Origin of the sequence: Clostridium kluyveri DSM 555, assembly GCF_000016505.1 — a bacterium.
Taxonomy (GTDB): domain Bacteria; phylum Bacillota; class Clostridia; order Clostridiales; family Clostridiaceae; genus Clostridium_B; species Clostridium_B kluyveri.
In genome coordinates this window covers 1-14,320 of record NC_009706.1, presented here as the reverse complement: position 1 = coordinate 14,320, position 14,320 = coordinate 1, and the positions used below count along the sequence as shown (strand labels likewise).

The following is a 14,320-nucleotide window of genomic DNA, read 5'->3' as shown; positions in this document are numbered from 1 at the left end:
AAATATTATTTGGTCAAGCCCTCGACCTATTAGTATCAGTCAGCTTAACATGTTGCCATGCTTACACCCCTGACCTATCTCCTCCTCTTCTCGGAGGGGTCTTACTGGCTTTCGCCATGGGAAATCTTGTCTTGGGGTGGGCTTCACACTTAGATGCTTTCAGCGTTTATCCCTTCCCGACTTAGCTACCCAGCTGTGCTCCTGGCGGAACAACTGGTTCACCAGCGGTCAGTCCATCCCGGTCCTCTCGTACTAGGGACAGCTCCCCTCAAATTTCCTACGCCCGCGACGGATAGGGACCGAACTGTCTCACGACGTTCTGAACCCAGCTCGCGTGCCGCTTTAATGGGCGAACAGCCCAACCCTTGGGACCTACTCCAGCCCCAGGATGCGACGAGCCGACATCGAGGTGCCAAACCTCCCCGTCGATGTGAACTCTTGGGGGAGATCAGCCTGTTATCCCCGAGGTAGCTTTTATCCGTTGAGCGATGGCCCTCCCACGAGGTACCACCGGATCACTAAGCCCGACTTTCGTCCCTGCTCCACCTGTGTGTGTCACAGTCAAGCTCCCTTCTGCCTTTGCACTCTACGAAGAATTTCCAACCCTTCTGAGGGAACCTTTGTACGCCTCCGTTACTCTTTTGGAGGCGACCGCCCCAGTCAAACTGCCCGCCTATCATTGTCCCGTGTCCAGTTTCATGCACTCCGGTTAGAATTCCAGTACTGCCAGGGTGGTATCCCAACGTTGACTCCAGAAATGCTGGCGCACTTCCTTCTCTGCCTCCCACCTATCCTGTACAGGTAATACCAAAATTCAGTGATAAACTGCAGTAAAGCTCTACGGGGTCTTTCCGTCCAATCGCGGGTAGCAAGCATCTTCACTTGCACTTCAATTTCGCCGGATTTGTTGTTGAGACAGTGCCCAAATCATTACGCCATTCGTGCGGGTCGGAACTTACCCGACAAGGAATTTCGCTACCTTAGGACCGTTATAGTTACGGCCGCCGTTTACTGGGGCTTAAGTTCTTGCCTTCGCTTGCGCTAAGCAGTCCCCTTAACCTTCCAGCACCGGGCAGGCGTCAGCCCCTATACTTCAGCTTTCGCTTTAGCAGAGACCTGTGTTTTTGATAAACAGTTGCTTGGGCCTTTTCTCTGCGGCCTCTTTCGAGGCACTCCTTTTCCCTAAGTTACGGAGTCAATTTGCCGAGTTCCTTAACAACAATTCTTCCGATGGTCTTAGGATTCTCTCCTCACCTACCTGTGTCGGTTTGCGGTACGGGCACATCCCTGCTCCATAGAGACTTTTCTTGGCAGTGTGAAATCAGATACTCGTCCTTGCGGACTCCCCTTCAAAGCCCAGGATTATCGGACATACGGCTTTTCCTTTATGTCCTCCCTCACTCCTTGGACACACATCCATTCGTGTGCACATCCTATCCTTCTGCGTCATCCCTTCTGTTCTTTTTCGCAAAAATGTGGTACCGGAATCTCAACCGGTTGTCCATCGCCTACGCCTTTCGGCCTCGGCTTAGGTCCCGACTTACCCTGGGCGGACGAACCTTCCCCAGGAAACCTTAGGTTTTCGACCAATAAGATTCTCACTTATTTCTCGCTACTTATGCCAGCATTCTCTCTCCTGCACTGTCCACCATTCCTTCCGGTATGGCTTCTCCCTGTGCAGCATGCTCCCCTACCGCCCTTTCAGGCCCATAGCTTCGGTGGTAAGTTTTAGCCCCGGACATCTTCGGCGCATGACCTCTTGACTAGTGAGCTATTACGCACTCTTTAAATGTATGGCTGCTTCTAAGCCAACATCCTAGTTGTCTTCGAAATCACACATCCTTTTCCACTTAACTTACACTTCGGGACCTTAGCTGTTGGTCTGGGCTTTTTCCCTTTTGACTACGGATCTTATCATTCGCAGTCTGACTGCCGGGATTCAAGTATATGGCATTCGGAGTTTGATAAGGTTCGGTAACTGTTGTCAGCCCCTACCCCAGTCAGTGCTCTACCTCCATTACTCACTCCCGACGCTAGCCCTAAAGCTATTTCGGGGAGAACCAGCTATCTCCGAGTTCGATTGGAATTTCTCCGCTATCCACAGCTCATCCCATGGTTTTTCAACACCAACGTGGTTCGGTCCTCCACGAAATTTTACTTCCGCTTCAACCTGGCCATGGATAGGTCACCCGGTTTCGGGTCTACGGCATACAACTCCCCGCCCTTTTCAGACTCGGTTTCCCTTCGGCTCCGTACCTTAAGTACTTAACCTTGCTGCATACCGTAACTCGCTGGCTCGTTCTACAAAAAGCACGCCGTCGTACTTTAACGTACTTCGACTGTTTGTGGACACACGGTTTCAGGTTCTATTTCACTCCCCTCCCGGGGTTCTTTTCACCTTTCCCTCACGGTACTCCTCCTCTATCGGTCACCAGGTAGTATTTAGCCTTGGGAGGTGGTCCTCCCTGCTTCCCACAAGGTTTCTCGTGTCTCGTGGTACTCCGGTACAGGTTATTTTGCTTCTGCTTTTCACTTACAGGGCTTTTACCTTCTGCGGCTCAACTTTCCAGTTGAATTCACTTAAGCTTCCACATTTTTTATCACCTGACCTCTACCCCGGAAACAAGTTTCCGGTTTGGGCTCTTTCCCTTTCGCTCGCCGCTACTTAGAAAATCGATTTTTCTTTCTCTTCCTCCGGGTACTTAGATGTTTCAGTTCCCCGGGTTTTCCCCTGCATACCTATATATTCAGCATGCAGTACCTATTGTTTTATAGGTGGGTTTCCCCATTCGGACATCTCTGGTTCTCTGGCTATTTGCGCCTACCCAGAGCTTTTCGCAGCTTATCACGTCCTTCTTCGGCTCCTGGTGCCAAGGCATCCTCCATGCGCCCTTTGTAGCTTGACCTGATAATTTAGTCCAAATCTTCGATTTGGTGCCTAAATTGCACTCCTCAGCCTTAGCTGAGTGAGTTTCATTAAAAAATTACTGCTAACTTCCCACAGCTTCGTCAAGCCTTTCCCTGCGGTGCTCATTTACACAAGTAAACTCTGCTCCTCACTCAAGTCTTTCCTCGCTCTGCTCGTTATCACTAATTTTCTTTGTCCTACGTAAATATAATTAAAACTTTATTCTCAATTATATTAATATAGGAACTACATCTTATTAAAATAAGCATAAACTCATTTATACTTATCCACTACAAAGGTTATTTCTAACCTTAGCTTTACTTCTTTTATTTACTGTGCAATTTTCAAAGGACAATTTTATTTCAATTTACTATTCACAGTGCACAATTTATTATTACAGTCTGCACTGCTCAATTGAAATAGGAATCTAACTGTCAATCCTTTATCGTCAAATGACTATGATCCCTCAAAATTAAACAGAATAAAGGGCAACTTATTTATCTCAAATTCCAGCTTTTAAGGCAGGTTTTTTCCCAGCCTTTCGACTCCTTAGAAAGGAGGTGATCCAGCCGCAGGTTCTCCTACGGCTACCTTGTTACGACTTCACCCCAATCACTAACCCCACCTTCGGCCGCGTCCTCCTTGGTTAGACTACGGACTTCGGGTGTTGCCAGCTCTCATGGTGTGACGGGCGGTGTGTACAAGACCCGGGAACGTATTCACCGCGACATGCTGATTCGCGATTACTAGCAACTCCAACTTCATGCAGGCGGGTTTCAGCCTGCAATCCGAACTGGGGGCAGTTTTTGAGATTTGCTCCTCCTCGCGGTATTGCTTCTCTCTGTTCTGCCCATTGTAGCACGTGTGTTGCCCTGGACATAAGGGGCATGATGATTTGACGTCATCCCCACCTTCCTCCACGTTAACCGCGGCAGTCTCGTTAGGGTGCCCACCTTTACGTGCTGGCAACTAACGACAGGGGTTGCGCTCGTTGCAGGACTTAACCTAACATCTCACGACACGAGCTGACGACAACCATGCACCACCTGTCTCCCTGCCCCGTAGGGCTTCCTCCATTACGAGTCATTCAGGGGATGTCAAGTCCAGGTAAGGTTCTTCGCGTTGCTTCGAATTAAACCACATGCTCCGCTGCTTGTGCGGGTCCCCGTCAATTCCTTTGAGTTTTAATCTTGCGATCGTACTTCCCAGGCGGAGTACTTATTGTGTTTACTGCGGCACAGGGGGGGTCGATACCCCCTACACCTAGTACTCATCGTTTACGGCGTGGACTACCAGGGTATCTAATCCTGTTTGCTACCCACGCTTTCGTGCCTCAGCGTCAGTTACAGTCCAGAGAACCGCCTTCGCCACTGGTGTTCTTCCTAATCTCTACGCATTTCACCGCTACACTAGGAATTCCGTTCTCCTCTCCTGCACTCTAGATATCCAGTTTGAAATGCACTGCCCGGGTTAAGCCCGGGTCTTTCACATCTCACTTAAATATCCGCCTGCACACCCTTTACGCCCAGTAATTCCGGACAACGCTCGCCACCTACGTATTACCGCGGCTGCTGGCACGTAGTTAGCCGTGGCTTCCTCTTCCGGTACCGTCATTATCGTCCCGGATGACAGAGCTTTACGATCCGAAAACCTTCTTCACTCACGCGGCGTTGCTGCATCAGGGTTTCCCCCATTGTGCAATATTCCCCACTGCTGCCTCCCGTAGGAGTCTGGACCGTATCTCAGTTCCAATGTGGCCGTTCACCCTCTCAGGTCGGCTACGCATCGTCGCCTTGGGGGGCTTTTATCCCTCCAACTAGCTAATGCGACGCGGGCCCATCTCAAAGCGGATTGCTCCTTTAAGGCATTTATCATGCGATTTTTACCTTCTATGCGGTATTAATCTCCCTTTCGGGAGGCTATCCCCCTCTTTGAGGCAGGTTACCCACGTGTTACTCACCCGTCCGCCGCTATTCCACCCCCGAAGGGGCTTCCTCGCTCGACTTGCATGTGTTAGGCACGCCGCCAGCGTTCGTCCTGAGCCAGGATCAAACTCTTATTTTAAAAGTTTTATTTGACTCTGTTGAAAATTACTATTAGCTTCGCCCAGCTTCGTTAAATGCCTCATTCCGGTGCTCAATTACATAAGTAAGTTCCGCTCCTCATTCAGCCTTTTCCTCGCTGTACTCGCTACTAGCAATTTTAGTATATCTCTTTCAGCAGAATACTGCTTGAATATACTACATTACGAAATTACTCTCTTTACTGCTCTCGCAGCTCAAAAGAATTGCTGGTTTATTCTTAATAAATAAGTTTACCTATCTTCATTCATTCTGTTTAATTTTCAAGGATCAATACTTTTTGCATATGTTGTAACAACATTGAAGTACTATTAAATATAGTGAACTTTTAGCAAATAAAACTGTTACAACCCCTTGCGACTTTTACATTCTATCATTTAAATTTAATGTCGTCAATACATTTTTAAATATTTTTTTACATATAGACAAATAATTTTTTTATTTTTCAATTTTTGCAGTAAAATGTCTAAAATCAAGAATATCTAGGAACTTTAGGGAACAAAAGACATCCTTGATTTTATTTAAAACAATTCTTAATAACTAAATCTATTATTCAGTACAATTTATTTTAGCTATAGCCACAACTCTTTGTTCCTCTTCTGTACGCATGAGGGTAACTCCCATAGCATTTCTACTAGTAGTAGAAATATCAGATACATTAAGCCTTATAGCTACATTACTACTATTTATGAGCATCATCTCATCCTCATCTTTTACAACTCTAGCACCTACTATTAAGCCTGTTTTTTCCGTAGATTTATAGGTTATAATTCCTTTTCCACCTCTTTTATGAATAGTATATTCAGTTACTGGAGTTCTTTTTCCAAATCCGTTTTCACTAACTACTAAAATATCTTCTTTATTACTTGCAATATCCATAGCAACAGCAATATCTTTTTTTCTTAAGGTTATAGCTTTAACTCCTGTAGTATTCCTTCCAGTGGGCCTTACATCTTTTTCACTAAATCTTATAGCGTATCCATTTTTAGTGAAAATCAACACTTCACTATCACCCGTAGTCATTTTAACACCTATAAGTTCATCTCCATCTCTTAAATTTATAGCATTTAATCCATTTTTTCTTATAGATGCATATTGATTTATTTCAGTCTTTTTAACTAATCCCCTTTTAGTAGCCATTATAAAATAATTATCATCATCAATCTCTTTAAAAGATATAACTGCTTGAATTTGTTCATCTCCATCCAGAGGCAACAGGTTAACTAAATTAGTACCTTTAGCTGTCCTACCTGCATCAGGAATTTCATAACCTTTTAATTTATATACTTTTCCCTTATTGGTAAAAAATAAAATATGGCTGTGAGTAGAAGTAATAAATATATGTTCTACAAAGTCATCTTCTTTTGTAGTCATAGCTTGTATTCCCTTTCCACCTCTTCTCTGGGAAGAATAAGTATCTGCAGAGATCCTTTTTATATATCCTGCATGAGTTAAAGTTATAACCACTTCTTCTTCTTCGATAAGATCCTCAATATTTATATCATCATTACTTATCTGTATTTCAGTTCTTCTTTCATCACCATATTTATCTCTTATTTCGATTAATTCATCCTTAATCATATTTAATAGAATTGATTTATTCTCTAATATTTCTTTAAGGTGTTTTATTATATCCATTAGTTCATTATATTCATTTTCAATTTTTTCTCTTTCAAGTCCTGTAAGCCTTTGAAGTCTCATATCCAAAATAGCCTGTGCCTGTTTTTCAGAAAGATTAAATTTATCTATTAAACCATTTCGTGCAATTTCTGTAGTTTTAGATGATCTTATTAGATTTATTACTTCATCAATATAGTCCAATGCTATTCTTAATCCTTCCAGAATATGAGCTCTTGCTTCTGCTTTATCTAACTCAAATTTGGTCCTTCTTGTCAAAATCTCTTCTTGAAATTTCAAATAATGTACAAGCATCTGTTTCAAATTTAAAACTTTAGGCTCATTATCCACAAGTGTTAGCATTATAACTCCAAAAGTATCCTGCATTCTTGTATGTTTATACAACTGGTTTAAAGTTATATTAGCATTAGCATCTCTTTTCAATTCTACAACAATTCTCATTCCATCTCTATCTGATTCATCTCTAATATCTGATATACCATCTATTCTTTTATTTTTAACTAAATCCGCCATATTTTCTATAAGTTTGGATTTGTTCACCTGGTATGGAATTTCAGTTATTACTATTCTATTTTTACCTTTTTCTTCTTGAATTTCAGTTTTAGCTCTTACTATTATCTTTCCTCTTCCAGTTTCATAAGCACTTTTTATACCAGATGTACCAACTATTATTCCCGCTGTTGGAAAATCAGGTCCTTTTATAGATGTCATAAGTTCATAAATAGTAACTTCTGGATTCTCTATTATCATTATAACCCCATTTATAACTTCAACAAGATTATGTGGTGGTATATTGGTAGCCATGCCTACTGCTATTCCTGCAGAACCATTTACAAGTAAATTTGGGAATCTTGAAGGCAAAACCACTGGTTCCTTTTCCTCACCATCAAAATTAGGAATAAAGTCTACCGTATTTTTATTTATTCCACGTAACATTTCAACAGTTATTTTATCCATTTTGGCTTCTGTATATCTCATAGCTGCAGCACTATCTCCATCTACAGAGCCAAAATTTCCATGACCATCAACTAAAGTATATCTAATAGAAAAGTCCTGAGCCATTCTAACAAGAGCATCATAAACAGATGAATCTCCATGTGGATGGTATTTACCTAAAACATCTCCTACAATTCTTGCACATTTCCTATAGCCTTTTTCAGGAGTAATTCCCAATTCATACATAGAATATAATATTCTTCTATGAACTGGCTTTAACCCATCACGTACATCTGGAAGTGCACGGCTGACAATAACACTCATTGCATAATCTATATAACTTTTTTTCATCTCCTGACTTATGTCTATCGGTAAAACTTTTCCTTCATCAAACATCAATTACACCTCTCTACTATATATCTAAGTTAACAACTTTCTTTGCATTTTCTATTATAAAATCTTTACGAGGTTCTACTTTGTCACCCATAAGTATAGTAAAAATTTCATCTGCAGCAATTGTATCTTCCACATTAACTTGTATTAAAGTTCTTGTTTCTGGATTCATAGTAGTATCCCAAAGCTGTTCAGAATCCATTTCTCCAAGTCCTTTATATCTTTGTATATTTACATTACTATTTTTTCCTCCTATTTCATTAAGTAATATATCCAATTCTTTATCAGAGTAAGCATAATAGTCTTTTTTATTTTTAGCTACTTTGTATAGAGGTGGTTGAGCTATATAAACATGACATTTTTCAACAAGTTCTCTCATATATCTATAAAAAAAGGTAAGCAGTAATGTTCTTATATGTGCACCATCTACATCTGCATCTGTCATTATTATTATCTTATTGTATCTTATCTTACTAATATCAAAATCTTTTCCTATTCCTGCTCCAAATGCCGTTATCATAGCTCTTATTTCTTCATATCCCAGTATTTTATCAAGTCTTTGCTTTTCTACATTCATTATTTTACCCCGCAGAGGAAGTATAGCTTGAAATCTTCTATCCCTACCCTGTTTGGCTGATCCACCTGCTGAATCTCCCTCAACTAAATATATTTCACATTCAGAGGGATCTTTAGATGAGCAATCTGCAAGTTTTCCCGGAAGAGATGTATTTTCAAGTACAGTTTTACGTCTTGTAAGTTCTCTTGCTTTTCTCGCCGCCTCTCTTGCACGTGACGCAACCAGTGATTTATCAATTATGGTTTTTGCAACTTGAGGATTCTCTTGTAAAAAATCACTTAAAGATTCTGCCATTATATTATCAACTATACCCCTAACTTCACTATTTCCAAGTTTTGTTTTAGTTTGGCCTTCAAATTGAGGATCTACAAGTTTTATAGATATTACTGCAGTAATACCTTCTCTTATATCCTCTCCCGATAAATTTTTATCATTTTCTTTCAATATATTAAATTTTTTTGCATAATCGTTAAAAACTCTTGTTAAGGCGGACTTAAACCCTGCTAGATGAGTTCCACCCTCTATTGTATCTATATTATTTGCAAAAGAAAAAATATTTTCAGAATATCCATTATTGTATTGAAAAGCAATCTCTACAGAGTAATCACCTTTAATACCTTCTACATATATTGGCTCTTTGTGGATTGTTTGTTTATTTCTATTGAGGTAGGTTACAAAAGATTTTATTCCTCCTTCATAGTGAAATAATTCTTCTTTACCACTTCTTTCATCTTTTAAGGTTATGGCTATACCTTTATTTAAAAATGCCAGTTCTCTAAGTCTTTGAGAAAGCATATCATAATCGAAATCTACTTCATCAAATATTTCTTTATCTGGCTTGAAATATATTTTTGTTCCATGTTCTTCACTATCACCTATTATTTCTAATCCTGTAGCTACTTTACCTCTCTTAAATACCTGTTTCCATACATGTTTTTCTCTTTTTACTTCAACTTCACAAATTTCAGATAAAGCATTTACTACAGATGCACCAACTCCATGAAGGCCACCTGAAACCTTATAGCCACCACCGCCAAACTTTCCACCTGCATGTAGTATTGTCATTATTACTTCTACTGTAGGTTTCTTTATTTTATGGTGTATACCAACCGGCATTCCTCTACCATTGTCTGCGACTGTTACAGAGTTATCCTCATGTATAACCACATCTATTTTATCGCAATATCCTGCTAATGCCTCATCAATACTATTATCTACTATTTCATATACTAGGTGATGAAGTCCTCTTAAACTTGTACTTCCAATATACATACCCGGTCTTTTTCTAACTGCCTCTAATCCTTCTAATATCTGTATTTGATTTTCATCATAAGTCTGTTTTTTTTCTTGTGGCATACCTATCCTCCTTATTTTATCTTAAAGTTCGTAGTATAGAATTTCCGATCTCTTAGTCAATGTGGATGAAGATATAGGTGACAAGTAAATTTTACTTTTTTTATTTACTTCTGCAATAATAAAAGATTTAGGTTTATCATTTGTAATCTTTTGTATAAATCCATCTTCTTCAGCCATTCTTAAAAATTGAGTTGTATCAGAACTATATGTTGAAGTCTCAACATTAAATATACCAATTACATCTTTTATTGGAACAACTATATTTTCGCCTAAGTGTAAAAACATGAGCAATCTCCTTTCAAAATTAAATTCTGCTAACCTTTCCTTTTTTTACAATAAATAATTGAGCTTCATCTATTATACTTTTTTTTATATCATCAATTCCAGTACAAGTTATAAATGTTTGTATGTCCTTTATAGAACTTAATATATATTTTTGCCTATTTTTATCCAATTCAGATAAAACATCGTCTAAAAGCAATACAGGATATTCTCCTATAATTTCTTTTATTATTTCAAGAGAAGCAAATTTCATAGTTAATATTGAAGTTCTTTGCTGTCCCTGAGAACCAAAATTTCTGACATTAACTCCATTTATATTCACAATAAAATCATCTCTATGGGGTCCATAGAGTGTAATGCCTTTATATATATCTTTTTTTCTATTAAATTCTAAAATTTTAAATAGATCATCTTCTATATTATCAAAATTTGTTAAACATGTCATATATTTAAATTCTATATTTTCAATTCCAGAAGTTATGTCACTATGAATAACTTTTCCTTTTTCACTAAGTTTTTTTAAATAATTATTTCTAAGTTTTATTATAACTTCACCATACTTTGCTAATTGTTTATCATATACCTGAAGAATATCTATATAATTACCTTTATTCCATTTTTTAAGAATAATATTTCTCGCAGTTAATACTTTATTATATTGAACTAAGCCATAATAATATTTTTTACTGAATTTACAGAGTTCAATATCTAAAAATTTTCTTCTATAAACAGGAGATTCCTTTATTATTTTTAAATCTTCCGGTGAAAACATAACTACATTAAGAACTCCCATGAGTTCAGATAATTTACTTACTTTTATAGAGTTTATATTTATTCCTTTTTTGCCTTCTTTAAATATTTTTATTTCTATTTTTTTGTTAAATAATTTCTTTAATATGTGGACTTTTATGTATGACTCTTTATTGTCCCAATTTATTAATTCTTTATCCTTGCTTGTTCTTGGTGATTTACCTATGCTGCAGTAATACATACTTTCCAATATATTTGTCTTTCCCTGTGCATTATCTCCTACGAATATATTTATATTTTTATCAAATTCTATATCTAACTCTTTGTAATTTCTAAAATTGATTAATTTTAAATATTTTATATACATCAAAAACACCTATTTATAATTATATCACAAATGTATATTTGACAATTAATAATAAATTCTTAATGTTTATATATAATAAGTTATATGATTTTATACGTATTTACTCCAAATTCAACTATATAGCCTTTAAATAACTTTCGTCCCCTCCTTGTTTCTATTTCTCCATTTACTTTTACCATACCATCTTTTATAAATATCTTGGCTTCAGATCCTTGTGAAACTGCTCCACACCATTTTAAAAAAGAATCCAGCTTTATTGTATCTGTATTAATTTTAATTTCATCCATTTTACATTATCTCCAATTTATTTATTTTTAATTATTTAATAGCCTTACTGGCAGTACTAAGTAAATACAATTATTTTTTTTGCTGTTTTTTATAATACAAGGGCTTACACTACCTGAAAATTCCATCACAATTTCCTCATCTTCCATTATCCTAAGTACATCTATTAAGTATTTCGAATTAAATGCAATTTGAAGTGTATCTCCTTCTAACAATATATTTAACTCTTCCCTAACCATTCCTATTTGAGAATTAGAAGTTATAATCATATTATTCTGTTCTATTTTTAGCTTTATTAAATTTGTATTACTGTCCTTGGCCATTAATGAAGCTCTTTCAATACAATCCAACAATTCACTTTTTTTAGCCGTCACTCTAAGATTATATTCCTCAGGAATTATAGAATTATATTTTATAAATTCTCCTTGTAACAGTCTGGATATAATTTTCGTATTTATTAGATTAAATAATATGTGATTAGGAGTGAAAGTTATATTTACATTTTCATTATCATCATCTAAAATCTTTGAAACTTCATTTAACGTTTTTCCTGGAATAACAGCATTTATTACATTTTCATTATCTAAAAATTCGGATTTTAAAGCTAATCTATATCCATCTAAAGCCACTAGATTTAATTTTTTATTTTTAATTTCAAATAAAATACCTGTAAGTATAGGTCTCGCTTCATCTTGTGCTGTAGCAAATATAGTACTTTTTATCATATTTTTTAATGTATTTTGAGGTATAGAAAAAAATATATTTTCATTTATATTAGGTATTTCAGGAAAATCTTCTGCATTCATGTGAATAATATTAAATTTTGATTTTTGGCACAATATTTCTACAGAGTTATTCTCAGTTGTGGATATATATATATTATCGTTTGGTAATTTTCGTATGATATCTCCAAATATTCTAGAATCAATTACTATGGATCCTTCTTCTTGTACTTCTGCTTGTATGGTTGTTATTATACTTAAGTCTATATCAGAACCCGTTAGTCTTATTGTATCGTTATAAGCTTCTAAAAGTATACCATTTAATACGGGCATACTGGATTTACCAGTTATTGCTTTTTGAACTGTAAATATGGATTCTTGCAATTTGTTTTTTGTACATAGGAATTTCATCTAAGTACCTCCTTTTTTGTGGGTATTATTTATATAGATAGATAATTATATCTAGTAGTAGTAGTAGTAGGGGCTGTGGATATGTTGATAAGTCTTAAAAACATTGATATAGCCTAAAAAAGAATAAAAAATAAGTGTGGATAAGTAAGTGGATAAAATTTATATTATCCACATTATCCACATTATTAAAAAAAAATAATAAGTGTAATATCCTTTTTATTTAATATTAACATAGTTATCAACAATGTGTGTTAATAATTATTGTTGATCTAATCTTTTAGTTAGATCATTCACAGCATTTTTAAGACTTTCATCTTTTTTTAAATTATTGGATATCTTTTCATAAGCATGTATCACAGTTGTGTGATCCCTTCCACCGAATTCTTCTCCTATTTTAGGTAAGGACATATCTGTAAGTTTTCTACACAAATACATAGCTATTTGTCTTGGAAAAGCCACATTTCTGGTTCTCCTTGATGATTTAAAATCAGATACTTTCAAATTATAATAGTTAGATACTACATCTTGTATTAATTCTATTGTAACTTGTTTTGACTGTCCACTTGATATTATATCTTTTAGTGCTTCTATTGCCAAATCTACACTTATTTCTTTATTCGTAAGTGATGAAAAGGCAACTATTCTTATTAAAGCTCCCTCTAGTTCCCGTATATTTGATTTGATTTTTGTTGCTATGTATGCCATTACCTCATTTGGAATGTTTAATTTTTCAACATCAGCTTTCTTTTTTAATATAGCCATTCTTGTTTCAAAGTCAGGGGGTTGGATATCAGCTATAAGTCCCCATTCAAATCTAGATCTAAGTCTATCTTCCAGTGTAGGTATTTCCTTTGGGGGTCTATCACTTGATAGAATTATTTGTTTGTTAGCTTCATATAGTGCATTGAAAGTGTGAAAAAATTCTTCCTGAGTTCTTTCTTTACCAGCTATAAATTGAATATCATCTATGAGTAAAACATCTATGTTTCTATATTTGCTTCTAAATTCAACATTTTTATCATCTTTTATAGAATTTATTAATTCATTAGTAAATTTTTCAGAAGAAACATATACTACTTTACAGCTAGTATTATTATGCAATATGTGATGTCCTATAGCGTGCATTAGATGAGTTTTACCTAAACCTACACCTCCATATATAAATAAAGGATTATATGCTTTTGCTGGCGATTCAGCTACAGCAAGAGATGCTGCATGAGCAAATCTGTTACTGTTACCTATGACAAATGAGGTAAAAGTGTATTTTGGGTTTAACATAGCTGACATTTCATCAGATACTATTATTGAACCTTTTATATTTTGTTCATTTATAGTATCTAAAGTTAAAAATTCTTCGGGTAATTCGGATGAAATTAAAAATTTAACATTGTATTTTTGTGAAGTAACCATCTGCAGTGACCTAATTATTAAATCAGTATATTTATTGCTTAGTATACCTTTGGTAAGATCATTTGGTACAGTTAACATAAATGTATCATTTTCAATAGATATAGGAGTAATACTTTTGATCCACGTATTAAAGCTTACTTCAGTAGTCTCACCTTTTATTATGTTTAAGCATTGTTCCCATATTTCTTTTGGATGGGCATTCAT

At 36.3% G+C, this 14,320-nt stretch carries 7 protein-coding genes and 2 rRNA genes; all 9 read right to left on the bottom strand.

Annotated features, from left to right (window positions below):
* Nucleotides 1-9 precede the first annotated feature (9 nt).
* Nucleotides 10-2,906, bottom strand: a 23S ribosomal RNA gene (locus tag CKL_RS00045).
* A 555-nt stretch (nucleotides 2,907-3,461) separates the two neighbouring features.
* A 16S ribosomal RNA gene (locus tag CKL_RS00040) occupies nucleotides 3,462-4,972 on the bottom strand.
* Together the 16S and 23S rRNA genes form the textbook arrangement of a ribosomal RNA operon.
* A 566-nt stretch (nucleotides 4,973-5,538) precedes the next feature.
* Entirely contained in the window at nucleotides 5,539-7,959 is a 2,421-nt protein-coding gene (gene gyrA / locus CKL_RS00035; protein ID WP_011988620.1) for a DNA gyrase subunit A, read from the bottom strand.
* Nucleotides 7,960-7,975: 16 nt separating this feature from the next.
* The gene (gene gyrB / locus CKL_RS00030) at nucleotides 7,976-9,889 is read right to left on the bottom strand and encodes a DNA topoisomerase (ATP-hydrolyzing) subunit B (protein ID WP_011988619.1); all 1,914 of its coding nucleotides are present in this window, start codon (nucleotides 9,887-9,889) and stop codon (nucleotides 7,976-7,978) included.
* Between the two features lie 21 nt (nucleotides 9,890-9,910).
* Nucleotides 9,911-10,174, bottom strand: a complete 264-nt coding sequence (gene remB, locus CKL_RS00025) for an extracellular matrix regulator RemB (RefSeq protein ID WP_011988618.1) — start codon at nucleotides 10,172-10,174, stop codon at nucleotides 9,911-9,913.
* Between the two features lie 19 nt (nucleotides 10,175-10,193).
* The gene (gene recF / locus CKL_RS00020; RefSeq protein ID WP_011988617.1) at nucleotides 10,194-11,288 is read right to left on the bottom strand and encodes a DNA replication/repair protein RecF; all 1,095 of its coding nucleotides are present in this window, start codon (nucleotides 11,286-11,288) and stop codon (nucleotides 10,194-10,196) included.
* 80 nt (nucleotides 11,289-11,368) lie between these two features.
* Nucleotides 11,369-11,575: a S4 domain-containing protein YaaA gene (gene yaaA / locus CKL_RS00015; protein ID WP_011988616.1), complete on the bottom strand. Its 207-nt coding sequence runs from the start codon at nucleotides 11,573-11,575 to the stop codon at nucleotides 11,369-11,371.
* 27 nt (nucleotides 11,576-11,602) lie between these two features.
* The gene (dnaN, locus tag CKL_RS00010; protein WP_011988615.1) at nucleotides 11,603-12,706 is read right to left on the bottom strand and encodes a DNA polymerase III subunit beta; all 1,104 of its coding nucleotides are present in this window, start codon (nucleotides 12,704-12,706) and stop codon (nucleotides 11,603-11,605) included.
* Nucleotides 12,707-12,964: 258 nt separating this feature from the next.
* Entirely contained in the window at nucleotides 12,965-14,320 is a 1,356-nt protein-coding gene (dnaA, locus tag CKL_RS00005) for a chromosomal replication initiator protein DnaA (protein ID WP_011988614.1), read from the bottom strand.

What these genes read in the sequence shown, in the direction of transcription:
- gyrB (WP_011988619.1), bottom strand. Translation starts at nt 9,889, where the DNA reads ATGCCACAAGAAAAAAAACAGACTTATGATGAAAATCAAATACAGATA.
- dnaA (WP_011988614.1), bottom strand. Translation starts at nt 14,320, where the DNA reads ATGAATGCCCATCCAAAAGAAATATGGGAACAATGCTTAAACATAATA.
- remB (WP_011988618.1), bottom strand. Translation starts at nt 10,174, where the DNA reads ATGTTTTTACACTTAGGCGAAAATATAGTTGTTCCAATAAAAGATGTA.
- gyrA (WP_011988620.1), bottom strand. Translation starts at nt 7,959, where the DNA reads ATGTTTGATGAAGGAAAAGTTTTACCGATAGACATAAGTCAGGAGATG.
- recF (WP_011988617.1), bottom strand. Translation starts at nt 11,288, where the DNA reads ATGTATATAAAATATTTAAAATTAATCAATTTTAGAAATTACAAAGAG.
- dnaN (WP_011988615.1), bottom strand. Translation starts at nt 12,706, where the DNA reads ATGAAATTCCTATGTACAAAAAACAAATTGCAAGAATCCATATTTACA.
- yaaA (WP_011988616.1), bottom strand. Translation starts at nt 11,575, where the DNA reads ATGGATGAAATTAAAATTAATACAGATACAATAAAGCTGGATTCTTTT.